This is a genomic window from Proteiniphilum sp. LBM24028 (assembly GCF_056629195.1).
Genome location: NZ_CM152817.1, coordinates 1249800 through 1274018, shown reverse-complemented (window position 1 = coordinate 1274018; position 24219 = coordinate 1249800). Strand labels below are relative to the sequence as shown.

General features: G+C 42.8%; 24 protein-coding genes and 1 riboswitch. Of the genes, 11 read left to right on the top strand and 13 right to left on the bottom strand.

Translation table 11 applies throughout. The features are described 5' to 3' along the window. Positions 1-96 precede the first annotated feature (96 nt). The 5 genes from AC1HCU_RS05025 to AC1HCU_RS05005 all read left to right on the top strand — a co-directional run bounded on the left by AC1HCU_RS05025 (position 97) and on the right by AC1HCU_RS05005 (position 6101). Positions 97-1368, top strand: coding sequence for a tetratricopeptide repeat protein (locus AC1HCU_RS05025; RefSeq protein WP_480369807.1), 1272 nt, complete (start codon positions 97-99; stop codon positions 1366-1368). A 307-nt stretch (positions 1369-1675) separates the two neighbouring features. After that, positions 1676-2848, top strand: a complete 1173-nt coding sequence (locus tag AC1HCU_RS05020; RefSeq protein WP_480369804.1) for an AIR synthase related protein — start codon at positions 1676-1678, stop codon at positions 2846-2848. 20 nt (positions 2849-2868) lie between these two features. Beyond that, a complete protein-coding gene (prfA, locus tag AC1HCU_RS05015; protein ID WP_480369802.1) occupies positions 2869-3954 on the top strand; it encodes a peptide chain release factor 1 in 1086 nt (361 codons plus the stop codon). A 9-nt stretch (positions 3955-3963) separates the two neighbouring features. After that, complete coding sequence (gene pyrF, locus AC1HCU_RS05010; RefSeq protein ID WP_480369799.1) at positions 3964-4800, top strand: orotidine-5'-phosphate decarboxylase; 837 nt, start codon at positions 3964-3966, stop codon at positions 4798-4800. Between the two features lie 83 nt (positions 4801-4883). Further along, positions 4884-6101 carry an HD domain-containing protein gene (locus tag AC1HCU_RS05005; protein ID WP_480369797.1) on the top strand — a complete coding sequence of 406 codons (1218 nt, stop codon included), beginning with the start codon at positions 4884-4886 and terminating at the stop codon, positions 6099-6101. Here the strand turns inward: AC1HCU_RS05005 and AC1HCU_RS05000 are convergent. Then, positions 6086-6601 (bottom strand): YbaN family protein, encoded by a 516-nt coding sequence (locus AC1HCU_RS05000; RefSeq protein ID WP_480369794.1) that lies wholly within the window; start codon positions 6599-6601, stop codon positions 6086-6088. The genes AC1HCU_RS05005 and AC1HCU_RS05000 overlap by 16 nt on opposite strands. 163 nt (positions 6602-6764) lie before the next feature. On the opposite strand from AC1HCU_RS05000, the gene AC1HCU_RS04995 reads away from it, so the two are divergent. Beyond that, positions 6765-7283, top strand: a complete 519-nt coding sequence (locus AC1HCU_RS04995; RefSeq protein ID WP_480369792.1) for a low molecular weight protein-tyrosine-phosphatase — start codon at positions 6765-6767, stop codon at positions 7281-7283. 49 nt (positions 7284-7332) lie between these two features. Here the strand turns inward: AC1HCU_RS04995 and AC1HCU_RS04990 are convergent, their stop codons facing one another. The 12 genes from AC1HCU_RS04990 to AC1HCU_RS04935 form a co-directional block, all read right to left on the bottom strand. After that, positions 7333-7740, bottom strand: coding sequence for a DUF4332 domain-containing protein (locus tag AC1HCU_RS04990; RefSeq protein ID WP_480369789.1), 408 nt, complete (start codon positions 7738-7740; stop codon positions 7333-7335). A 191-nt stretch (positions 7741-7931) separates the two neighbouring features. Then, entirely contained in the window at positions 7932-8867 is a 936-nt protein-coding gene (locus AC1HCU_RS04985; RefSeq protein ID WP_286861020.1) for a ribose-phosphate pyrophosphokinase, read from the bottom strand. A gap of 74 nt (positions 8868-8941) precedes the next feature. Continuing rightward, positions 8942-10636 (bottom strand): alpha-amylase family protein, encoded by a 1695-nt coding sequence (locus AC1HCU_RS04980; protein WP_480369785.1) that lies wholly within the window; start codon positions 10634-10636, stop codon positions 8942-8944. A 12-nt stretch (positions 10637-10648) separates the two neighbouring features. Beyond that, entirely contained in the window at positions 10649-11515 is an 867-nt protein-coding gene (locus tag AC1HCU_RS04975; RefSeq protein WP_480369783.1) for a patatin-like phospholipase family protein, read from the bottom strand. A 95-nt stretch (positions 11516-11610) separates the two neighbouring features. Further along, the gene (gene folK, locus AC1HCU_RS04970; protein WP_480369781.1) at positions 11611-12102 is read right to left on the bottom strand and encodes a 2-amino-4-hydroxy-6-hydroxymethyldihydropteridine diphosphokinase; all 492 of its coding nucleotides are present in this window, start codon (positions 12100-12102) and stop codon (positions 11611-11613) included. 6 nt (positions 12103-12108) lie between these two features. Continuing rightward, on the bottom strand, positions 12109-13161 hold the full coding sequence (gene queA / locus AC1HCU_RS04965; RefSeq protein ID WP_480369778.1) for a tRNA preQ1(34) S-adenosylmethionine ribosyltransferase-isomerase QueA: 1053 nt from the start codon (positions 13159-13161) through the stop codon (positions 12109-12111). A gap of 4 nt (positions 13162-13165) precedes the next feature. Further along, positions 13166-13858, bottom strand: coding sequence for a tRNA pseudouridine(55) synthase TruB (gene truB, locus AC1HCU_RS04960; RefSeq protein WP_480369775.1), 693 nt, complete (start codon positions 13856-13858; stop codon positions 13166-13168). A 6-nt stretch (positions 13859-13864) separates the two neighbouring features. Continuing rightward, positions 13865-14746, bottom strand: a complete 882-nt coding sequence (locus AC1HCU_RS04955; RefSeq protein WP_480369773.1) for an undecaprenyl-diphosphate phosphatase — start codon at positions 14744-14746, stop codon at positions 13865-13867. A 33-nt stretch (positions 14747-14779) separates the two neighbouring features. Continuing rightward, positions 14780-15028: a DUF3098 domain-containing protein gene (locus AC1HCU_RS04950; protein ID WP_286861443.1), complete on the bottom strand. Its 249-nt coding sequence runs from the start codon at positions 15026-15028 to the stop codon at positions 14780-14782. 16 nt (positions 15029-15044) lie between these two features. Further along, on the bottom strand, positions 15045-15923 hold the full coding sequence (locus AC1HCU_RS04945; RefSeq protein ID WP_286861444.1) for a cell division protein FtsX: 879 nt from the start codon (positions 15921-15923) through the stop codon (positions 15045-15047). A gap of 122 nt (positions 15924-16045) precedes the next feature. Continuing rightward, the gene (locus AC1HCU_RS04940; RefSeq protein WP_480369769.1) at positions 16046-17050 is read right to left on the bottom strand and encodes a TerC family protein; all 1005 of its coding nucleotides are present in this window, start codon (positions 17048-17050) and stop codon (positions 16046-16048) included. 92 nt (positions 17051-17142) lie between these two features. Then, positions 17143-18579, bottom strand: a complete 1437-nt coding sequence (locus AC1HCU_RS04935; protein ID WP_480371060.1) for a CCA tRNA nucleotidyltransferase — start codon at positions 18577-18579, stop codon at positions 17143-17145. A gap of 151 nt (positions 18580-18730) precedes the next feature. Here AC1HCU_RS04935 and AC1HCU_RS04930 point away from each other — a divergent pair, with 151 nt between their 5' ends. The 5 genes from AC1HCU_RS04930 (at position 18731) to AC1HCU_RS04910 (ending at position 23836) form a co-directional block, all read left to right on the top strand. Beyond that, positions 18731-19555 carry a hypothetical protein gene (locus AC1HCU_RS04930; RefSeq protein ID WP_480369767.1) on the top strand — a complete coding sequence of 275 codons (825 nt, stop codon included), beginning with the start codon at positions 18731-18733 and terminating at the stop codon, positions 19553-19555. Between the two features lie 97 nt (positions 19556-19652). Next, positions 19653-20123 (top strand): hypothetical protein, encoded by a 471-nt coding sequence (locus AC1HCU_RS04925; protein WP_480369764.1) that lies wholly within the window; start codon positions 19653-19655, stop codon positions 20121-20123. 123 nt (positions 20124-20246) lie between these two features. Continuing rightward, on the top strand, positions 20247-21755 hold the full coding sequence (gene accC, locus AC1HCU_RS04920; protein ID WP_480369761.1) for an acetyl-CoA carboxylase biotin carboxylase subunit: 1509 nt from the start codon (positions 20247-20249) through the stop codon (positions 21753-21755). A gap of 33 nt (positions 21756-21788) precedes the next feature. Then, positions 21789-22292 carry an acyl-CoA carboxylase biotin carboxyl carrier protein subunit gene (locus AC1HCU_RS04915; RefSeq protein ID WP_480369758.1) on the top strand — a complete coding sequence of 168 codons (504 nt, stop codon included), beginning with the start codon at positions 21789-21791 and terminating at the stop codon, positions 22290-22292. Positions 22293-22303: 11 nt separating this feature from the next. Next, positions 22304-23836, top strand: a complete 1533-nt coding sequence (locus AC1HCU_RS04910; RefSeq protein WP_480369755.1) for an acyl-CoA carboxylase subunit beta — start codon at positions 22304-22306, stop codon at positions 23834-23836. Positions 23837-23958: 122 nt separating this feature from the next. Next, a riboswitch (cobalamin riboswitch) is annotated at positions 23959-24209 on the top strand. Positions 24210-24219: the final 10 nt, after the last annotated feature.

Sequence of the window (24219 nt, the reverse complement as noted above, 5' to 3'; positions counted from 1 at the left end):
TTTCCATTTTAAACTTTTTGCGATCTTTCAGTCAAAGTCTATAGCAAACAATATTTGAAACAATATCAATTAAATCACATTTAAACAATGAGTAAAATGAGAAAAATCTTATTCCTTACTATGATTGCTGTTTTTTCTGCAGGGAGTATCCTTGCACAAAAATCTGCTTTAAAAGATGCGAAGAGGGCACTGGGTCGTAACGACTTAAATGAAGCCCGCACGTTGCTCAAGCAAGCATCAACGCATGCCGAGACAGCCAGTGACCCCGAGACCTGGAAAACGTTAGGAGACATTGGCAACAAGGCTTTCGATAATGAAAGAACCAATGCCATGCTTGGCAAACCGGCAAATGACAAAGTCATGTATGATGGCCTTTATGACTCCTATCTACCTTACCTTAAAGCTGATTCACTTGGTGAACTTCCCGATGATAAGGGAAAAGTAAAGAACCGGTTCAGAAAAGATATTGCCGGTATTCTCAAAGCCAATCATCCTTTCTATATTAATGGCGGAGTTTTTTACAACGACCAGAAGAATTACAAGAAAGCAACCGACTTTTTTCAGATCTACTGGGATATTCCAAGTTTACCCCTGTTTGAAGGAGAGAAGAGTAGCTTTGTACTGGACAGTACTTATCAGACAATCAAATATTACGCCATTATTACAGCCATTCAGGCAGAAGATCATAAAAGGGCGATAAAAATGCTGGAACGAGCCGCCAAAGAGCCTTTCATTGAAAATAATGCCTATAAGGAAAGTGATATTTATGAACTGATGGCCAGTGAATATGTGAACCTGGGGGATACGGCCAAATATCTTGAAATACTGAATCTTGGAGCTGAAAGATTCCCGGGCAGCAAGTATTTTATTCCCAATCTTATCAATGTATTTATCCGTCAGGGAGATACACAAAAGGCAATGAATTACCTCGACCAGGCCATCACCAACGATCCTTCCAATGCATGTGACCTCAATAGTGTGAAAGGTGCATTATTGGCTGAAAAAGGTGATTACGCAGCTGCAGAAGCCGAGTATAACAAAGCCCTCACGCAGGACCCTAATTGTGAAAGAGCACTTGAAGCAATCGCTGTGAACTATATTCTCCAGGCACAGGCTCTAAAGGAAAAAACAGCAATGTTATCCGATAGACAACAACAGGTAGCCAATGATAAAATTACCATTGAGTTGTACCAGAAATCACTGCCTTCGTTGGAAAAGTATACTCAATTACTTAGAGCACGTAAAGCTGAAAAACATGATATTGAATCTGCATTGCTCAAATTGCGTAACGTATACTATAATCTCAGCAGCATGGGTGTGAATAAAGCCACAGAACTTGAAGCAATAGAAAAGGAACTGAACCTCTGATATTATTTTCAGAACCATTAAAAGAGATAACAAAAGAGAGCGGCACTGAAAAAATGCTGCTCTTTTTTATTGATATGGGGGCGGCTGCTAGTCGGTGCTTCTTGTATCGAGTAGAATAAGAGAATAATTAATTAAACATAATAGTAATTATAGGACAAATAGAATTTCAAAAAATGGTTCGATATGGTTCATCTTCCGAAGAGCTGCATGTTTCATACTTCCTTTTAAAAAGGCGATAGCTGATAGCCGAACGTGAATATTTACTATCTTTGTATATTATTTTCTTACATATTGAACGATTCGCAATATGAACAACCAACGATATAATCAACGAGGTGTATCCGCATCGAAGGAAGATGTACACAACGCAATAAGGAACATAAACAAAGGAATATTCCCGAATGCATTCTGCAAAGTTATTCCTGACTATCTGGGAAATGATCCGGCTTACTGTAATATCATGCACGCCGATGGTGCCGGTACAAAATCGTCGCTGGCATATGTCTACTGGCGTGAAACCGGAGATCTTTCCGTCTGGAAAGGGATTGCCCAGGATGCGCTGATCATGAACATAGACGATCTGCTTTGCGTAGGTGCTACCGATAATATCCTTGTTTCCTCCACCATTGGTAGAAATAAAAATCTGATTCCCGGAGAAGTGATTTCCGCTATCATTAACGGCACCAATGAGTTGTGTGAAGAGCTCTCTTCTTTGGGCGTTCATATTTATCCTACCGGCGGGGAAACGGCCGATGTGGGCGATCTGGTGCGGACAATTATCGTGGACAGCACGGTTACCTGTCGTATGAAGCGCTCTGATGTGATCGATAATGCCCGCATACAGGCGGGTGACGTGATCGTGGGACTCTCTTCATCGGGACAGGCTAGCTACGAAAAGGAATACAACGGCGGAATGGGCAGTAACGGACTCACATCGGCACGCCATGATGTGTTTGCCAACTATCTGGCAACAAAATATCCTGAAAGCTATGACGCAGCCATTCCACCCGAACTGGTTTATTCGGGTGGAATGCGGCTGACTGATGAGATTGAGGAGCTGGGCTTGGAAGCCGGAAAGTTGGTACTCTCCCCCACCCGCACCTATGCACCAATTATATCACAGATAATAAGTGAGTTGAGAGAAAATATCCACGGAATGATCCACTGTTCCGGAGGTGCACAAACCAAGATTTTACACTTTCTCGGAGTTAATTTGAAGGTTGTAAAGGATCACCTTTTCCCGGTCCCTCCCCTCTTCGAGTTGATCCAAAAACAATCTGGCACCGATTGGAAGGAAATGTATAAAGTATTCAATATGGGTCACAGAATGGAGCTTTATCTTCCTGAAGCAGATGCGCAGCGAGTGATTGAAATTTCCAAATCGTTTCGTGTCGACGCCAGGATCATAGGCCACGTAGAAAAATCACATGTGCGGGAACTGATTATTGAAAGCGAATTCGGCCGTTTCAAGTTTCTTTGAGAAATGCCAGGTTAATATTTATGTCAGAAAATTCATTACTCGATAAATTACAACATCTTGTCTCGCGATTCGAAGAGGTAGGTACATTAATCACTGATCCGGCAGTCATTGCGGATATGAACCGTTATGTGAAGCTGAACAAAGAATATAGCGAGCTACAAAAGATTGTCCACGCACGTAATCAATACAAAAATGCGCTTGATGGAATTACGGAAGCCAGGAATATTCTTGATCACGAATCTGACTCTGACCTCCGTCAGCTCGCCAGTGAAGAACTTACCCTCAACACCGCTTTATTACCCCGGCTGGAAGAACAGATTAAGTTATTGCTTATCCCCGCAGATCCGGAAGATGCGAAAAACGTGGTCATGGAAATACGTGGAGGCACCGGTGGTGATGAAGCCGCCATTTTCGCGGGCGATCTTTACAAAATGTATACACGCTATTGCGAGGGCAAGGGATGGAAAACCGAACTGGTTAGTTTTACGGAAGGTACTGCCGGTGGATATAAGGAGATAATATTTACGGTCAATGGCACAGATGTATATGGTACGTTAAAATATGAGTCGGGTGTACATCGCGTGCAACGGGTACCGCAGACAGAAACACAAGGACGGGTGCATACTTCGGCATCCACGGTAGCCGTATTGCCTGAGGCGGAAGAATTTGATGTGGAACTTAATCCGGCCGACATTGACTTCCATACAGCCCGTTCGAGTGGTGCGGGAGGGCAGAACGTGAATAAGGTCGAGACCAAGGTACAACTCACACATAAACCCACCGGCATTGTGGTAGTCTGCCAGCAAGCCCGTTCGCAGTTACAAAACAGAGAGTTGGCCATGCAGATGCTGCGTACCAGACTCTACGACATGGAGCTTTCCAAACGACAGGGAGACATCGCATCCCGCAGGAAGACCATGGTCTCTACGGGCGACAGATCTGCCAAGATCAGGACCTACAACTATCCGCAGGGACGCATAACCGATCATCGGATCAACTATACTATCTACAATCTTACCGCTTTTATGGACGGAGACATTCAGGGGGTGATCGATCAGTTGATTGTGAGTGAAAATGCCGAACGAATGAAAGAAGCGGACCTATAAAAAACAGATATGACAAAACAACAACTTTTTGAGCAAATACAAAAAAAACAGTCCTTCCTCTGCGTGGGACTGGATAGTGATATAAAAAAGATCCCCGAACATCTGCTCGATAACGATGATCCTCTTTATACATTCAACAAGGCAATCATCGACACTACGGCTCCTTATTGTGTTGCATACAAACCAAATCTGGCTTTCTACGAAAGCATGGGTGTGAAGGGTTGGCTGTCGTTCGAGAAGACGGTAGCCTATATACGCCAGCGTTACCCGCAACATTTCATTATTGCCGATGCCAAACGTGGAGATATCGGCAATACCAGTGAAATGTATGCCCGTTCCTTCTTCGATCATATAAAGCTTGATGCCGTTACCGTGGCTCCTTATATGGGCGCGGACAGTGTAAAGCCTTTTTTGCTATATCCCGAAAGATGGGTAATCTTGCTGGCACTCACCAGCAACGAAGGATCCCGTGACTTTCAGCTGTCGACCGATGAAAAAGGAGAGCGTTTGTTTGAGAAGGTATTACGGATCTCGCGGGAATGGGCTGACGATGAACAGATAATGTATGTGGTAGGTGCCACTCGGGGACAGTTGTTTGAAGATGTGCGTAAAATTATACCCGATCACTTCCTGTTGGTACCCGGCGTGGGCGCACAGGGAGGATCGCTGGAAGAAGTATGTCGCCATGGAATGAACAGACAATGTGGCCTGCTGGTCAACTCTTCACGGGGAATCATTTATGCAAGCCACGATGAAGATTACGCTAAAGCAGCCGGTGAAGAAGCACACATGCTTCAGCAGGAAATGAAGGAAATGCTCGGAAAATACCTTGTTGCCAAAGGCTAGCTCCTCTCCCGCCTACTTATATACTGCTGCCCAATCAGTTGTTTCATGTCAAAAGCAAATCTCTGAAAGCTGATCGCTAAATTATGAAACGAAAAATCATCAACGACCCGGTTTTCGGATTTATCAGCATACCCAACGACTTTGTATATGCGGTAATTCAGCACCCATATCTTCAACGGTTAAACCGCATCAGACAACTGGGCCTGGCTGCTTTTGTCTATCCCGGAGCCCAACACTCCCGTTTTCATCATTCCATAGGGGCCATGTTTCTGATGGATGAGGCACTGAAAACATTGAAAGAAAAAGGGCACTCCATTACTGAATCGGAATATGACGGTGCACTGGCAGCTATTCTGATGCACGACATCGGGCACGGACCTTTCTCCCACGTACTGGAACATACGCTGGTGACGCAAATTCATCACGAAACCATCTCGTTGTTATTAATGAAGCAGATAAACGATGTCTGGAAAGGTACACTGCAGACGGCCATTGATATATTTACCGACGACCATCCCAAACGTTTTCTCCATCAGCTAGTAAGCGGACAACTGGACATGGACAGACTCGATTACCTGAGACGTGACAGCTTCTTCACGGGAGTAAGCGAGGGAAATATCGGATCGGCACGCATCATAAAAATGCTCGATGTGAAGGACGACAGACTGGTAGTTGAGTCGAAAGGCATCTATTCCATTGAGAACTTTCTCATGTCACGGCGATTGATGTATTGGCAAGTCTATTTGCATAAGACGTCGGTGGCTGCAGAAAAGATGTTGATCAATACGTTACTTCGCGCCAAAGAACTATCTCGTAATGGAGAGAAGCTGTTTGCTTCACCCTCCCTCTCCTATTTTCTGAAGAATGAAACAGCGATTGCCGATTTCGAACAGAACGGAGAAGCGCTGTATCACTTTTCAAACCTTGACGACAACGATATCTGGACATCTCTGAAAGTATGGAGTAATCATCCCGACAAGGTACTGTCGATATTGAGTAACAGCATGGTAAACAGAAAACTGTTTAAAATTGAAATCACCGAGGAAGAGCCGTCTCATGAACGGCATGAAGTCATGCTGAAGCGTTACAGTGAAAAATATCGACTGAGTAGGCATGAAGCGGCTTACTTCATCGTGTCGGATGTATTAACCACCGATATGTATAGTGAAAAAGACGACAGCATCGATATTCTCTACAAAAACGGTACTGTAAAAGATATTTCAAAAGCATCCGATATGCTCAATATTGAGTTGCTGTCGAAAAAGGTGATTAAGTATTATTTTGCCTATCTACGCGGATAGATCTTTCTTTTCCTCTTTCGGCTAACAGTATCCGGCTGTGCTGTCGGCACGAAAAACCAAACGACCGTTAAACCAACCAGACCAAGTGAGAGAATAGCCATTCTGATGGGTATATTTTGAATGACAATGAACGAGGAGAATAACACCATAATTGTCATGAATACAATGATTCCAATTTTCCCCTTTCGTGTGACCCCCTTTCGTCTTTGATAATTCTTAATTTTGGGTCCAAGGATCTTGTTGTTCAACAGCCAGTTGTATAATTTTTCTGAACTTTTCGCGTATAGAAAAGCAGATAAAAGGGCCAATGGTGTAACGGGAAGTCCGGGAACGACAATACCGAGAATGGCCAATGTAAGAGACAGGGTGCCCCCTATCACATATAGTGCGCGGGTGATTTTGTTTTTTTTGATCTCCAGCTTCATCTTTTCCTCCGATACAGTAGCCGACATTTCCACCGAAATCGGCCGCCTATGCTGTATGTTTGAGTTATTATCCATATTCATGATCCTCTTTTTACTCTCCGGTTTATTCCTTGCGGGGAAAACGTGGTATGCAAAGATAGGCAAATTCTCACATCATGAAGATTATAACGGATATTTTTTGGACTTAGGGAGAAATAGTTTATCTTTGCAGAAATTGTTAAGGTTATAAAAAACTTGGATGATAAAGATGGAATCCACACAAGGTAATAAGAAGAAAATCAGCCTGCTTTTTGTTTGTCTCGGAAATATCTGCCGTTCACCGGCGGCTGAGGGAATCATGAAAAATATTGTGGAGAAAAATGATCTTCAGGATATCATTGAAGTCGACTCGGCCGGTACATCGGGCTGGCATGAAGGAGAACTGCCTGATGAAAGGATGCGTGCACATGGCGAAAAAAGAAAATATAATTTCTGCAGTCGTTCCCGTAAATTTAAAAAGAGTGATTTTGACAATTTTGATTACATCATCGTCATGGATGAAAATAACTACGAAAGTGTGAAGGCATTAGCCAGCAACCCTGAGCAGGTAAAAAAAATTCACCTGATGACTGAATTCTCACTGCAATATGGTTATTATGACGAGATACCGGATCCTTATTACGGGAATTCTTCCGATTTTGAGCTGGTTCTCGATTTACTTGAGGATGCCTGTGCCGGGCTCCTTATAACAATCAAAAATGATTATTCACTGATTTAAATGAAAACAGGACGGTTTTATTCGCCCTATTTTCATTGATATATTGTATTCAATAAGTCATCTTCGCCTCAGACTTACCTGCATTCTCAATCATTGAAACAATCTGTCCCTGAGACGGAAGGCGACGAACCAGTTGTTTCTTTTCATTTATTTCCACTATTTTAGCGTAGAGGTTTTCCGCATTTCGCGTACGCAATTCTTTCACAGTGTCCACACCGGCTTCCTCTAGCAATTCTGCAAACTGAGGACCTATGCCATCGATACGAAACAAGTCGGCATGATTGGCCCACTTCAATATAAGTTTCTCATCAATTCCCGTTTCATTGGCTACAGCCGTACGACCGCTCTTGCTATGGCATCTTTCGAGCAGGATGTCAGCATTTATAATACCTGCTGCTCTCAACTTTTCTCCGTAAACAGGACCGATCCCTTCAATTTCTTCAATTTTGTAAACCATAACTTTTTTTTTAGAATTAAACAAAAAGATTGCTGCTAATCCGTTAAATGTAGTTTTTTTTAATCAATTGAAGAAGCGGGGAAAGGAATAATATGAAATATGTAGAAAAAATCCCTGCTTTCTTTTTATCCGCTCTCTATTTCAAGTTGTAACTGAAAGGGATAAGATAGAAAACAGAGATTTTCGGGTGTTCAAACAATATACAATGAACTGATTGACTCGTTATTACATACCCTCATAATTGAATTTGCAAACATATCGGCCACAGAAAGTATTTTCACTTTTTCAGTTTTATTGCTATATGGGATGCTGTCGGTAAAAATAATTTCCTTTAGATGTGACTCATCCACTCTTGTTGATGCAGGATCCGACATCACAGCATGGCTTGCAATTGCTCTCACGGAGTTGGCGCCATAATCCATAATCAGGTCTGCAGCCTTGGTGATGGTGCCTGCAGTATCCACGATGTCATCAATCAGCAGGACATCCATTCCTTTTACATCGCCAATGATTTGCATATCTGATATTTCATTCGCTTTTTTACGAAGCTTGTAACAGATTACCATGGGGCAACCCAAAAATTTGGAATAAGCGCTGGCCCTTTTTGTACCACCCACATCGGGTGTGGCAATAACCATGTTTTTCAAATCGAGTTGTTTGATATGTTCGATAAATACCCCTGAAGCGTAAAGATGATCCACCGGAACGTTAAAGAAACCCTGAATCTGGTCTGCATGCAGATCCATGGTTATTAAACGGTTGATACCCGCGGCTGCCAGCATATCCGCAATCAGTTTTGCGCCAATACTCACGCGTGGTTTATCTTTCCTGTCTTGTCTTGCCCAGCCGAAATAGGGAATGACAGCCACGATTGATTTCGCCGAAGCACGTTTTGCCGCGTCAATCATCAGTAACAGCTCCATCAGGTTATCCGAATTGGGAAAGGTGGATTGGATAAGAAACACCTGTTTACCACGAATGGATTCTTCATAAGAGACGGCAAATTCACCGTCTGCAAAATGTTCAATGATCATGTTACCCAACGGGCAACCCAGACTGTTACACACCTTCTCGGCAAAGTAACGCGATTTACTTCCCGAAAAGATTTTAAAAGGTCTCTCCTGCATGCTTTTAATTTTGAAAAAACGTTGATAAAGTTTTTCACAAAAGTACAAAAACTATACGCAAAAAGCCATTTTTCTTAAAAAGAAATGCGATATATTTCACCGGAACATGCATCAAGCTTAATCCGGAAGGGATATTCCAGTGAATAGAGAAGCTCAGTGCCATTCTTTTGCAACAGGGGAGTTAAAATACCTTCGCCGTTGTCTGTTATGTTGAAAAAGGAGAAAGCTTGTGCGGGAATATTTACTGTAAATTCCTGGATTTCTTTGTCGAAATTTGTAACTACAAGCAGCAATGACTGTTTTGTCCCCCTCAAAAAGGCAAACAAGCGGATGGAGTCAAAATCCCGATTTTCGTAATTGGCACTCATCAGATCGTAAAAAAGTCCCTCTGAAAGCGCTTTTTCTTCGTTGCATAACCTGATAAGCCGGTTGTAAAAATCACGCAGATCCACTTCCTTTTTTGTCAGAAGCTGGTCGTTCCATTTACCGTGATTGTTCCATCGGCGAAGCGTGTCAACCGACCAGTAGTCGAAAATTGTCGTACGCCCGTTTCGGCCGCTGAATCCCTCTTCGTCCATTCCCTTTTCTCCAAATTCCTGTCCTGCATAAACCATGACCGGGTTTCTGTTGACGCAGCAGGTAACAATCATGGCAGCCTTACCTTGTTCTCCACTTTTCATGAAATAATCTGAGGCAAGTCGTTGTTCATCGTGGTTTTCAAGAAAATTGAGCATTTTGTGCTGAATATCACCCACCATGTTCAATGCAAAGGTAATGTCGGATGAAGGCCGATAGCCACATGCCACATCACGTAAAACATCATAAAGGCCCACTTTGTCGTACAAATAATCAAATATGCCGTCACGTAAAAAATCGCGATACACCCCGGGATTATATATTTCGGCAATGAAAATGATATCGGGATATTTTGTTTTAACCTGAGGAACTGCCCATCTCCAGAAGTCCAGTGGAACCATTTCTGCCATATCACAGCGAAAACCATCTATTTCTTTTCCAGCCCAGAAGAGAAGGATATCTTTCATTTTTATCCATGTATCGGGAACGGGGTCAAAGTGTGAAGCTTTTCCGTTCATATAATCTACTCCGTAATTGAGTTTCACCGTTTCATACCAGTCATATTGTGTGGGCCGGTGGGTAAAACAGTCATTTCCGGTGGCTTTCGCGGGAAATTCCTTGTAGGTGACCTTCGCCATTCTTTCGGGAGAAAATTGAATCTCCAGTTCATTCCCAGGAAGATAATAGAAATTGTTTTGCGGTGAAAAAGCAATGGAGGAATCATCATTTTCACCTAAATCTGAAATGACTTCCGGTTTACTGACCGATTGGTAGTTGCGGGCCACATGGTTTGGTACATTGTCTATTATCACTTTCAGTCCCATTTTATGGGTACGATGAATCAGATCCTCAAATTCCTGAAAACGTTGAAGAATATTTGTCGACAAATCGGGGTCCACATCATAATAATCACGCACGGCATAAGGCGATCCCGCCTTACCCTTGACAATCTCCGGGTATTCGGCTGGAATTCCGAAACGGGTATAATCGGTCGTAGATGCGTGAGCCAGAACGCCAATGTACCATATGTGGGTGTATCCACTCTCTTTTATTTTTTGTAAAACAATGTCGGAGATGTCATTGAATTTTCCACATCCGTTCTCTTCTATGGTGCCGTTCTGCTTATTTCCTGTAGCGTTATTACCAAATAATCTGGGCAGTAATTGATAAATAATAATTTTATTTTTACGCATAAGGTTTTGATGTTATGATTTACCTCTTTTAAAATAATGGATTTGACTCCGCACTTTCCTTAACAGTTCGTAATGTCTGTGGCATTTTTTAACGATCTTCCATGATTCCTTCTCACTCATTTTCAGGGCTGCATGATGATAACCGGCTTCCATGATGGTTTCCTGATTATGTAGATCAAACATTGAAAATTTTTCTATGCCCCTGGTTTCGATGAGTATGTCGCAATATGCTTTGTCAAACAGGGTATTTGAGTTGGACATCAGGTTGAATGTCCGTTCCATGATGGTTCTGATATTGTCTTTCCCGGCTGGGGGTATCATCAGTGATACATTTATACCAATCACATATTTACATTGTTTTCGGATCACCGAAACAGGGAAATTTTTCAGAAGCCCACCGTCTACATAGGGTATATTATGAATCATATGAGGGGAAAAGACTACAGGGACTGAACAGGATGCCACTACTGCATCCACAAGTTCATCCCCGTTTGAAAAAATAACGGTGGATGCCCTGTTCCAGTCAGTAGCTGTGGCACAAAAAGGTATTTGCAATTCCTCAAACCGTTTGGCTCTAAGGTTTTTTTTCAGAAAACTGTGCAACCCCATGTTCTTAAAAAAACCGGTCCTGGGAATGGTAAATTCAACAAACTCCTTGAATTCACGTTTACGGAAAAGTTCAGCAATTTCGTCGGGATGATATCCGTCGGCATAAAACACACCAGCCAGAGCTCCTGCACTGGTACCGACAATGATGTCAGGTTTTAATCCACATTTGTCCAGCACACGCAATGCACCCAAATGGGCAAAACCCTTTGCCCCTCCACCACTCAGGGCATAACCCAAAAAATAATCGTAATTTTTACCCATTAAAGCCATAAAAAATATGATTATCAATATACAAATATGCAATTTTTTTCGTCAACCTTTTACTTTTCAGCTTCGGTTTATAAATTTTTGTGAACTTTGGCAAGTCAGTGTGAATAATTTCTTTTTTGGTCCAACTCCTCTTTTAGCTGGCGGATGGTCTTTCCCAGAATAGGATGCACCTTATCGGGAGTAATTTCACATAAAGGTGTGAGTACAAAATCACGGGTATGAAATAACGGATGCGGGATTGTGAGATCCGGCGTGTGTATTATCAGATCGCCGGCCATGATCAGGTCAATATCAATAATCCTGTCTGTATATTTACCCTCTTTGCTTTTTATAGTCCTACCCATCTCTTTTTCAATCTCTTGCGTACTTGCGAATATATCATATACATTTAAATATGTATCCACTTCGCATACGCAGTTTATAAAATTTTGTTTTGAAAAAAAACCTGCAGGAATAGTATCATAAAGAGCGGACAAGGAAGTAATTCTTCCAATCCGCTCTTCAATTTTACCAAGTGCGAGGGCAATATTCTGCCGTTTATCGCCCAGGTTCGAGCCCAGTGCCAAAATAATGGAAAAGGCCATCATACGCTGTCAATCCACAATCAACATTGCGTCTCCATATGCTCCAAACCGATATTTCTCCCTGATGGCAATTTCATAGGTTTCCATTATTTTTTCATAGCCCCCGAATGCACATGCCATCATCAGCAATGTAGAGTAGGGCAAATGAAAATTGGTTACAAGGCTATTTGTAAGCGTGAAATCGTAAGGCGGGAAAATGAATTTATTGGTCCATCCCTCCCGTGGTTTCAAATGTCCGTCTGTACTGATCGTGGTCTCCACCGCACGAAGGACAGAAGTGCCCACAGCGCAGATATTTCGTTCTTCATCCTTAGCCTGATTCACCCTGTTACACAATTCCGGAGTGATTATCATTTGTTCAGACTCCATCTTATGTTTGGTAAGGTCCTCAACGTCGATCATCCGGTATGCACCCAATCCATTGTGCAGTGTGAGAAACCCGAACTCAATGTCTCCGATCTCCATCCTTTTCATCAGCTCGCGGCTAAAATGCAAACCTGCTGCCGGTGCAACGACAGCCCCTTCATGCTGTGCAAAGATATTCTGATAACGATCTACATCTTCGGGAATTGCCTCACGTTCAAGATACTCAGGTATAGGGGTCTCCCCAATGGAAAAAAGTTGCTTCTTAAACTCATCATAGGGGCCATCATAAAGAAAGCGCAGCGTACGTCCGCGGGATGTGGTATTGTCAATTACTTCCGCCACCAGCTCCTCATTTTCTCCGAAATATAGTTTATTACCGATTCGTATTTTTCTTGCAGGATTGACCAGTACATCCCACAGATGCTGATCTGCATTTAATTCTCTCAGCAAGAATACCTCGATTTTGGCACCTGTTTTCTCCTTGTTTCCATAAAGTCGTGCAGGAAAGACCTTGGTATTGTTGAAGATGAAAAAATCCTTTGGCTTGAAGTGTTCCAGCAGATCCTTGAACACCTTATGTTCCAATTCACCTGTTTTTCTGTGTACAACCAGAAGACGGGCTTCATCACGATGAATAGCGGGGTACTTCGCAATAAGTTCCTCCGGTAAATTAAATTTGAATTGTGAAAGTTTCATATGATTAAGACATTTTATTTTCTTCCAGGAACTTATCTATTTCCTCCATTTTCAGACATCTCTCCAGTGTAATCTCCCCCACCCTTGTACGTGTTAAACCTGTCAGGTGGGCACCGGAATGTAGGGCTTCACCAATATCTCTGGCAAGTGCCCTTATATAGGTACCTTTGCTGCATACCACACGAAGTGTAATATCAGGCAGATCATAATAAATCAATTTGATATCTTCTATAACCAATAACTTGGGTTTTAGTTCAATATCTTCATTTTTGCGGGCAAACTCATACGCTCGTCTTCCTTCAACCTTTACGGCTGAGAAGAGGGGTGGCACTTGTTCGATCTTACCCTTGAACTGAAAAAGAATCTCTTCTATCAGTTCCCTTGTTATATGGCTGGTGGGATATTCGGCATCAATCTCAGTCTCCAGATCAAACGAAGGTGTTGTCGCCCCCAGCCGTATATTTGCAATATACTCCTTTGTCTCGGACTGCAATCTTTCTATCTGTTTTGTTTTTTTTCCTGTACAGATGATCATTACACCTGTTGCAAGCGGATCAAGGGTACCAGCATGTCCTACCTTCAGTTTTTTTATTTTTAGCTTTTGGCACAACTTTGCGCGGATGACCCGCACAACACGAAACGACGTCCAGTGAAGCGGTTTATCGACATACAAAATTTCCCCCTCTATAAAATCCATACTTTGCTATATACTTAAGTCAGCACCGGAGAAAATGAGCGCCAATAACAAGGAGCCTACAATAATCCGATAAATTCCAAATGTTTTAAAACCATATCTGGTGAGAAAATCGATAAAAAATCTGATCGCGAAGATAGCCACGATGAAGGCTACTACATTACCGGTGACCAACAAAATCAAATTGTCTTTCAACATGTCGCTACTCACCGGGTCTTTTAACAGTTGAAACAGTTTGTATCCCGCTGCAGCTGCCATCGTGGGCACAGCCAGAAAGAAAGAGAATTCGGCTGCATTCTTTCTGGAAAGCCTGGTGCCCATTCCTCCCACAATGGTGGCCATGGAACGGGAGATACCGGGGATCATGGCAATACATTGGAAGAATCCGATCTTCAGTGCGCGCTGCCAGTTCATTGACTGATCCTGAGAAGGCCTGTTAAACCATTTATCGACAAACAGCATAAAGAAACCACCCACGACCAGCATCACGGCAACCACTGTCACATTCTCGAGCAGGGCGTCTATATAATCGCCCAGAAGAATACCGATGACCCCGGCTGGAATGACTGCAATAAGTAGCTTCCAGTAGAAATCGAATTTATAAAGGAATCTTCTTATAATCGTCTGCCCTCTTTTATGCGCCGACATGCCTGCCATTATATTCCCATCGCTAACCGTGATCTGATTAAGACGAAAGAAGCGCTTCCAGTACAGGATAACAACCGATAAAATGGCTCCAAACTGAATAATTACAGTAAATGCTTTCACGAAGGGAGAACTTTCAACACCCAGCAGTGCCTGGGTGATGATCATGTGCCCCGTGGATGATACGGGCAAAAATTCGGTCAGTCCTTCAACTATAGCAATAACAATTGCCTCGAAGATATTCATGAAGTTGTTGTTTTGAATAGATTGATGCAGAAGTTATTCGTGATCATCTTTTTTTCTTTCTTTTGAAGAATACAGAATACCCACAATCATCAGCACAAATCCGGAAAGGACGACCATAGGTGCTGTCTTTATTCTCCTGGCACTGAAAATATCAGGCTCAAAACCGCGCTCGAAAGAGCTGGGAGCACCGGTCATCAGCAGAAAACCGGCAATGATCAGGAGCACCGCAATTCCACAAATAATCAGATTTGTTTTGCTAAGGGCAAAGTTTTTCCGTGACATATTTATTTTGAATGTGTTATATGTAATAAAGTTGATCGGTCTGCATTTTCAGATATCTGTTCACCGCAAATGTGGTTGCCAAAGTGGTAATCAGGACACCTAGCAGGATGACAATCCCGAATATAATTCCCAGGTCGGTCGCCGAAACAATGGACTCAATAGAAACATAGCCTTTGCTGAAATAGGTGATCATCAGCCAGATGATCACGTTGGCAATGATTCCGGCCACAATACCGCTATATATGTTGTTCACCACAAATGGTTTCCTTATAAAAGCCGATGTGGCACCCACCAGTTTCATGGTGTGGATCAGGAATCTTTTGGAATACACACTTAATCGAATGGTATTGCGGATGAGGGTGAAGGAGATAAACAGCAGGATGGCAGAAAGAATCAACAGTACCATCATCACCTTTGACAGGTTGTTGTTGATCAGGTCAATTGCCTCCTGTTGATAAAGGATGTCGGTTACATTGTGGTCTTGACGTATAGTGCTGTTAATCATCGATATACTGTCGTTATTCGCATATTCGGCATGAAGAAAAATTTCTATACAGTCCTGTGCCGGATTGTAACCTAAAAGCTCCTCAGGATCCTCTCCCAGGTCTTTTATCAGTTGGTCTTTGGCTTCCTGCCTGCTGATAAAACGAGACGATTTCACAAAAGGCTGGGCATCCAGATTTTTGCGTATTGCAGTGATCCTGGCATCACTCACATCGGAAGAAAGCATGATGTTGAAACTCATATTTTCCTTCATGTATTGAGACAAGCCATTTCCCATAAAGAGAATCAGTATGGTTAGCCCCAATAATACCAAAACCAGTGAAATACTGATTGTGGATGTTATTTTTGCATTTAAGAACCGCGCAACGGAAACTTTTTTCTTGTTCGACATACAAATTCGGATAACGAAAGGAAAAGATTGAGCAAGCGCACACTTACTCCGAAATTAACTGCAAAGTAATAAAAAAACTCGCAGAAAAAAAGGGATTAAGTCAAATAATAAGGCAAAAAAACTTAATTTATGGATTGTCCTGTCTTCACTTTGCTCTCTTTTTTCTCATGCTGTTTGCTTCTAACAACCGATGCTACGATGGAAATAAGTATCAGCGTCAGGATGATAAGGAGAGATAAAGTGGTGGCAATATAGAATGTGGAGCCGTTTTCATGCGCATAATGATTGATGGTCATTTTGCCTCCAATGAAAATAAGAATGGCGCTCAGTGCATATTTCAAATAGTAAAAATAGTCCATAACACCTTTCAGTGCAAAGTAGAGCGAACGCATTCCGAGGATGGCAAATATATTGGAAGTATATACGATGAACATATTGGTAGAAACAGCCAATACGGCAGGAATAGAGTCTATTGCAAAGACAAGATCGGTCATCTCTATTACCAGCAGCGCATGAAAGAAAGGTGTTACATATCGTTTACCGTTAATCTTTTTAATAAAACGAGGTTCCGACATGTCGTCGGTCATCGGAAACACGCGACGGATAAAGGTTACAAAGGAGTTCTGATTCATATCCTTCCTCTCACTTTCTTGCTCATTTTCCTTCTTCTTTAGCAGATCGACTACCATTTTTATCCCGGTGATTACAAGAAATCCACCGAAAAGATACATTACCCAGGCAAAACGTTCTATGAGAGCAATACCTGCAAAGATGAAGATTGCCCTGAAGATAAGCGCACCCAGGATTCCCCAGAAAAGCACACCATGCTGATATCTGGGGTGTATCTTAAATGAACTGAATATCAGGATGAAAACAAAGAGATTGTCAATACTCAATGATTTCTCAATTACATATGCGGTGAAAAACTCCAAAGCGGGTTCCTTGCCGAACATTAAAAAAACGAACACATTAAAAAGAAGTGCAAGAGAAATCCATAAAAAGCTGAGCCACAATGCTTTTTTCACATTTACAATTTCTCCTTTTTTGTGAAAAACAAACATGTCTAACGTCAGCAAGACTACGATAAGAATTATAAATCCTATCCAAAATACAGGACCAATTACCATTTGTGAAATATAAAAAATTAGTAGGGTAAACGTATAAATATCTAAAAAGTTCACCAGGAAAAGTAACCGCTTCGCCAGTTTGCGAGGTCGAATCAACTATCTAAGCGAGGTTTTAAGTTTAGTTCGTTTGCTTTTTCCAAAAGAAATGTATGGGCAGCATCGTACTCATTGGGTATAATGCCATCCAAAATAGCGTCTTTTATGGCTGATTTCAGCAGCCCTACTTCACGTCCCGGCGGAAGGGCAAATATCTCCATGATCTCCTTCCCGTCAATGGGAGGTTGAAAATTACGTACCCGGTCTTTCTCCTCTATCTCCAGCAATTTTTTCCGTACAATTTGGAAATTATTCATAAATCGTTTTACCTTCACCGGATTTTTAGAGGTTATATCGGCTTCACAGAGTGTCATCAGATCGTCAATATCATCGCCGGCATCAAAAAGCAGACGACGTACCGCCGAATCAGTAACCTCCTCCTCCACCAGCTGCATGGGGCGCATATGCAGAGATACCATCTTTTGAATGTATTTCATCTTTTCGTTTTGCGGTAGCTTCATCCGTCCAAATATTTTCGGAATCATTCTTTCGCCCACGATACTGTGATTATAAAAAGTCCATCCAAGCTTTGCGTCCCATCGTTTTGTTACCGGCTTGGCAATGTCGTGCAGCAGAGCCGACCATCTCAGCCATAGGTCGTTGGTACGGCGGGCAACATTATCCAGTACAACAAGAGTGTGGTAGAAATTATCCTTGTGTCCAACCCCATCTTTCGTCTCTGCTCCTTTCAGCGCTGTCAGCTCGGGCAGGATGAGCTCCAGCAGTCCAGTCTTTTCGAGGATAATGAGTCCAATGGATGGTTTTGGTGAAAGAATGATCTTGTTAAGCTCGTCTGTCACCCGTTCCCGTGAAACAATACGGAGTCGTTCCTTGTTTCTTCCCAATGCATCAAATGTGTCGGGATGGATATCGAAGCCGAGTTGCGAGGCAAACCGAACAGCACGCATCATTCTCAACGGATCGTCACTGAAGGTGATATCGGGATCAAGGGGGGTACGGATGATCAGACTCTCCAAATCCTGCATGCCATTGAAAGGATCAAGCAGCTCACCGTAATGATCACCATTCAGACAAAAAGCCATTGCATTGATGGTGAAGTCACGCCTTTTTTGGTCGTCCTCCAGTGTTCCATCTTCCACGACCGGCTTACGCGAATCGTGACTATACGACTCCTTACGGGCACCAACAAACTCGATTTCAAAATCTTTGTACTTTATTTGTGCTGTGCCAAAATTTTTAAATACCGTCAAATGTGTCTTTTTACCCAACTCCCTGGCAACTGCCTCAGCCAGCCCGATTCCAGGCCCTACGGCAACTATGTCAATATCCTTTGAAGGACGTCGTAGAAAATAGTCGCGCACATAGCCACCGATCAGGTAGCATGGCATTTTCTTTTCATCGGCCACCCGTGAAATGAGATTTAAAACAGGAATATTTAAATGAGATTGTATCTCCTCGTGAGATATCTCCATATACTTCTTCACTACAGTTACTTATCTGTTATTTATTACAAAATTACAATAAATGGGCTTTAAAACGATCCTTTTGCCGATATATTTTGTAAGTTTGTAGGGTTAAAGTTGATAATAGTGTTATTTTTCTAAGATCAATATTCTTTAAGCAATGTTTTTTTCCGTTCGTTCCATGTTTCTGCTTCTTCTTTCATTCCTGTTTTTTTCCTGCTCCGGGAAAAAAAGGGATGCGAAAATTTATCTCAAAGAAGCAGGAGATGCCTACAAAGAATCAAATTATACGCTTGCCAAATTGAAGATTGATAGCATCAAAATTCTTTTTCCAAAATCATTTGATGAAATTACAGCCGGATTTTCATTAATGCAGCAAGTACGCATGGCGGAAAACAGACGCAATATCATCTATTGCGACTCAATGCTGCGTGAACAATACGATCAGCTGAACGGGATGCTTGCAAAATTCGATTTTGTGAGAGACGACCGCTATCAGGAGTTTGGTGAATATTATCCTAAGATATACCCGCACAGGTCATCACTGAATCAAAACGGACTTCGTTCGGGAGTAGGGGAAAAAGGAGTACTATTCATTGAAAGTATTCTTTCCGGCTCTACCATAAAACACCATAAAATAAAGATTATTTCGGGTGATGGTAGTTTTGCTGAATCACTTGCTGTCACCTCCGATGGCTTGAATTATCGCTTCCGGACGTTGGATAAATCATACGAGATAGTCCGTTTTACGGGTACAAACGAAAATGGAGTTGCCTTGTTTATCTACACCTTTCAGAATGATCCGCTCAGAGTGGAATTTATAGGCAACAGAACCATCTCTGTTGCTTTAAGTGACGCTGCCAAACAAGGTATTGTACAATCTTTCGAACTCTCCACGCTGCTACTGAACATTGAGCAGCTTAAATTTGAGAAAGAAAAAAGCGAAACGCTGATTCGTTACCTTGAATCGAAGGATAAAACCTGAAAAGGCACCAGCAATCAGGTATAATTGTTACTCAAAACCGCATGATTCATAATGCCTTGAAAAAACAGTTTAAAATAACATTCGTAATAATTAAAAAATGAAAAGAACTATTTTCGTAGTGATCGCTTTTGTGTTTGTTTTAACAATAGTGAGTTGTGACCAATTTGGAGACAAACTAGGCCCGACCAACAACTATTTGTCATTCGAAGGAAAAAAGAATTCCATCACGGCGGCCAGATCCTTCCGTGCAGGTGACAGTTTTGTGTTTCAGCTATACCCTGACAACAACAAATCTGCAAATGATAATTTTATGGAATTATCTTTCCCGGACACGCTGACAGATACCCTGTTCACCATTCCCCTGGCACAGGGAGAATGGCTGGTGAACGGTGCTGTAAACGGCATGAGATATTCGGGTGACAGACTCGGAAGGACTGGTTTCCAAAGCGCCAATGTACAAATAAAAATATTGGATGGTGCCGGCACCTGCGACTTGAAAATATCTCTTGCTCTGCCCGATAACCGTTGCGTGACCGGTTTTTACAAGGGCCTCATTGATGGGTTTTAAAACCATCACAGATTTTCTGTAGAATTGTTTCCAATAGGGAACAATTATCGCATATATTTGTTTGAATAATATTCTGCAAAAAATTGAGTTGGATTAATTGTGATAAAATCAAACTAAACCATTGTGATACAGAAAATTTTAATTGCAAACCGGGGAGAAATTGCGATTCGTGTCATGCGAACCTGTAAGGAAATGGGGATTCGCACGGTGGCTGTTTATTCTGAGGCTGACCGTACATCCCGACATGTGACATACGCCGACGAGGCGGTATGTATAGGTCTTGCCTCATCACAGGAAAGCTATCTCAGAGCCGATAAGATTATCGATGCTGCAAAGCAGTTCCATGCCGATGCCATTCATCCCGGTTACGGATTTTTGAGTGAAAATGCCGAGTTTGCACGCCGTTGTAAAGAAGAGGGTATCATTTTTATTGGCCCTTCGGCGGAGAGCATCGAGGCCATGGGCGACAAGATCTCGGCACGCCGGAAGATGATTGAGGCAAAAGTACCTGTTGTGCCCGGCACATCGGAAGATATGAAGCCGAGGGATCTTTTCCGTGTTTGCCGTAAGATCGGTTTTCCCGTCATTATCAAGGCAACTGCCGGCGGGGGTGGTAAAGGAATGCGACTAGTGCATGAGGAGAAACAACTACAGGAAGCTTACGATGCCGCTAAATCAGAAGCAAAGGCCTCTTTTGGAAATGATTCTGTTTATATAGAGAAATACATCGAGTCGCCCCACCATATAGAAATACAGTTTTTGGGCGACACCCACGGCAATGTGATACACTTGTTCGACCGTGAATGCTCGGTACAGCGACGTCATCAGAAGATTGTTGAAGAAAGTCCCTCTCCTTTTATCGATGAGAAAACCCGTCTTGCAATGGGTGCCATAGCTGTGAGGGCAGCAAAATCCATCGGATATACAGGTGCGGGTACTATTGAATTTCTGGTGGACGGTGAAATGAATTTTTACTTCCTGGAGATGAATACCCGTCTTCAGGTGGAACATCCCATTACGGAAGAGGTGCTGGGGGTTGATCTGGTTAAGGAGCAGATTCATATTGCCAACGGGAAAAAGTTGAGATTAACCCAAAAGAGATTGCATCAAAGGGGGCATGCGATTGAATGCCGTATATATGCCGAAGACCCGGAAAATAATTTTGCCCCTTCACCCGGTATCATCCGTCACATTCAAACACCCGAAGGTATTGGTGTGCGTGTAGACAGTTATATTTACGACGGATACGAGATACCGGTCTACTACGATGCCATGATCGGAAAACTGATTGTTTGGGCCACCAGCCGTGTATATGCACTCGAAAGGATGCGCCGGGTGCTTTATGAGTACAAAATTACCGGTGTGAAAACAAACATCGACTATCTCAGGCGTATTATGGACACGCGGGATTTTGAGCAAGGAAATTATACCACACATTTTATTGAAGACAACAGCAGTAAGCTTCAGGAGAGCACGGGAGACGATAATGAAATAGAAGATATGGCCATCATTGCCGCGTATATAGATTATATTGTGAATAATAATGATACACCTTCCTCTGCTCAGGCCGACAACCTTCCTATAAGCAGGTGGCGTGCTTTTGGCAAACAAAAAGGCGTACTGCGAATATAAAAAGGTACTTTTGGAAATCAACAGCTTAATCATATGAAAGCGAAGACAGGCAGGAGAACATGTGAAGTGGAAATGATATCGAAGGATGGAAACAGGGTAGAGATCACTGTAGACGGAAAATTATATGACATTGACGTGGTCATGTCAGAAAGTGGTTTTTGTTCCATTCTGTATGGAGGACGCTCCTACAATGCAGAATCGGTTCGTCATTCCGAAGGAAAATATACCATCACTACAAATTTTCGTTATTTTGATATCGAACTGTCGAACCCGCAAAAGAAATATTTAAGGGGACGGCAACAAGTCGTGGAAGAGGTGCAGGAGACTATCACCTCTCCCATGCCTGGTAAAATAGTGAGAATCATGGTATCCGAAGAGATGGAAGTGAAGCAGGGGGATCCCCTCATTGTGGTAGAGGCAATGAAAATGCAAAGTACCTACACTGCAGCTCAAAATGCCATCGTAGAGAAGATTCATGTGGAGGAGGGTGACTCTGTGACCCGTGATCAGCTACTCATTTCATTCAAAACAAATTAACTACAGGAACGATGACACTTCAGGAAAAATTTCAGGTTTTCGAGGAGAAAAATAAAGCAGCCGAATTGGGAGGCGGAGCCAAAGCGATAGAGAAACAAAAAGAGTCCGGTAAGCTGACTGCCCGTGAAAGGATAAAGCTATTGCTGGATGATAACACATTTGTTGAAATAGACAAGTTTGTGGCACATGAATCGCACAATTATGGCATGCATGAAAAACGTATTCCCGGCGATGGTGTGGTGAGTGGTTATGGAAAAATCGATGGCCGCCTGGTGTATGTATATGCCTATGACTTCACCGTGTTCGGGGGCTCACTGGGCCGTTCAAATGCCCATAAAATTGTGAAGGTTCAGAAGCTGGCCCTAAAAAACGGCGCGCCGGTCATAGCGTTAAACGATTCGGGTGGTGCCCGTATTCAGGAGGGAGTGTCATCATTAAGTGGATACTCTGATATTTTTTATCAGAACATCAAGGCATCGGGTGTGGTCCCCCAGATTTCAGCCATATTGGGTCCCTGCGCGGGAGGTGCCTGTTATTCTCCTGCGCTGACCGATTTTATTTTCATGGTAAAGGACAAGAGCAACATGTTCGTGACCGGACCCGATGTAGTGAAAACGGTCACGCATGAAACATTGACCAAGGAAGAATTGGGAGGTGCCAGTGTACATGCGACAAAAAGCGGTGTATCCCATTTCGTGGGGAATGATGAAGAAGAAACATTAATGATGATCCGTGAGCTGTTAAGTTTTCTTCCTTCCAACAATATGGAAGATCCTCCGCTTGTGCCCACAAAGGACAGTATCTCCCGCGAATCACCTGGACTGCAGACACTGATTCCCGACGATACCAACCTGCCCTACGACATCAAGGAGCTCATTAAAGAGGTAGCGGACGAGAATTACTTCTTTGAAATCATGCCTCAGTTTGCACAAAATATCGTGATCGGCTTTGCACGGCTGGGAGGCAGAACAGTGGGTATTGTTGCAAACCAGCCTGCCTATTTGGCCGGCGTGCTCGATATCGACGCCTCCGATAAGGCCGCACGATTTATCCGGTTCTGCGACAGCTTTGACATTCCGCTTATTACTTTTGTGGATGTACCTGGATTCCTTCCGGGGCGCGATCAGGAACATAATGGCATCATCCGTCATGGAGCCAAGATCGTATATGCCTACGCCGAAGCAACGGTGCCGAAAATTACACTTATCACACGCAAAGCATACGGCGGCGCATATATAGTCATGTCCTCAAAAGAGTCGGGAGCCGATGTGAACTTCGCATACCCCAATGCTGAGATCGCTGTGATGGGTGCAGCAGGAGCTGTAAACATCCTATACCGCTCTTCCGACGAGGCAGAACGACAGCATGCGGCGGATGAATACAGCGAATTGTTTTCAAACCCCTACCGCGCTGCAGAAAAAGGATATATTGATGAAATCATCCTCCCTAAAACTACCCGGATTAAACTCATTCAGGCGTTGGAAATGACGGCCAACAAAACTGAATCTAATCCACCTAAGAAACATGGGAACATGCCGTTATAAGAGAATGCCACCCCGGTGAACATCAAATTTATTCTGTTTCAAACCTGTTGTTTGCAATGTGATAAAACTTTATTTGGACTTTTCTTTTGAAAAGAGAAGAGCTATTCCTGTTTTTTTGTATCTTTGCCTTTAGAAATGTTGGTGTTACCCGTTCCTTCTCGGCTTCGGAACAGGTAATGAAAAGGGAATCAGGTGGAAATCCTGAACAGACCCGCTGCTGTAAGCTCCGCTTATGTGCTGAACAAAACACCTTTTGCCACTGAATATACACTCTGTACCTGGAGAGAAAAATCCATGGACAATCAGAGTGGTTTCGGGAAGGCGTTCAGACACGGGAGTAAGTCAGAAGACCTGCCAACAGTTTCATTTTAGTTACATGGCTT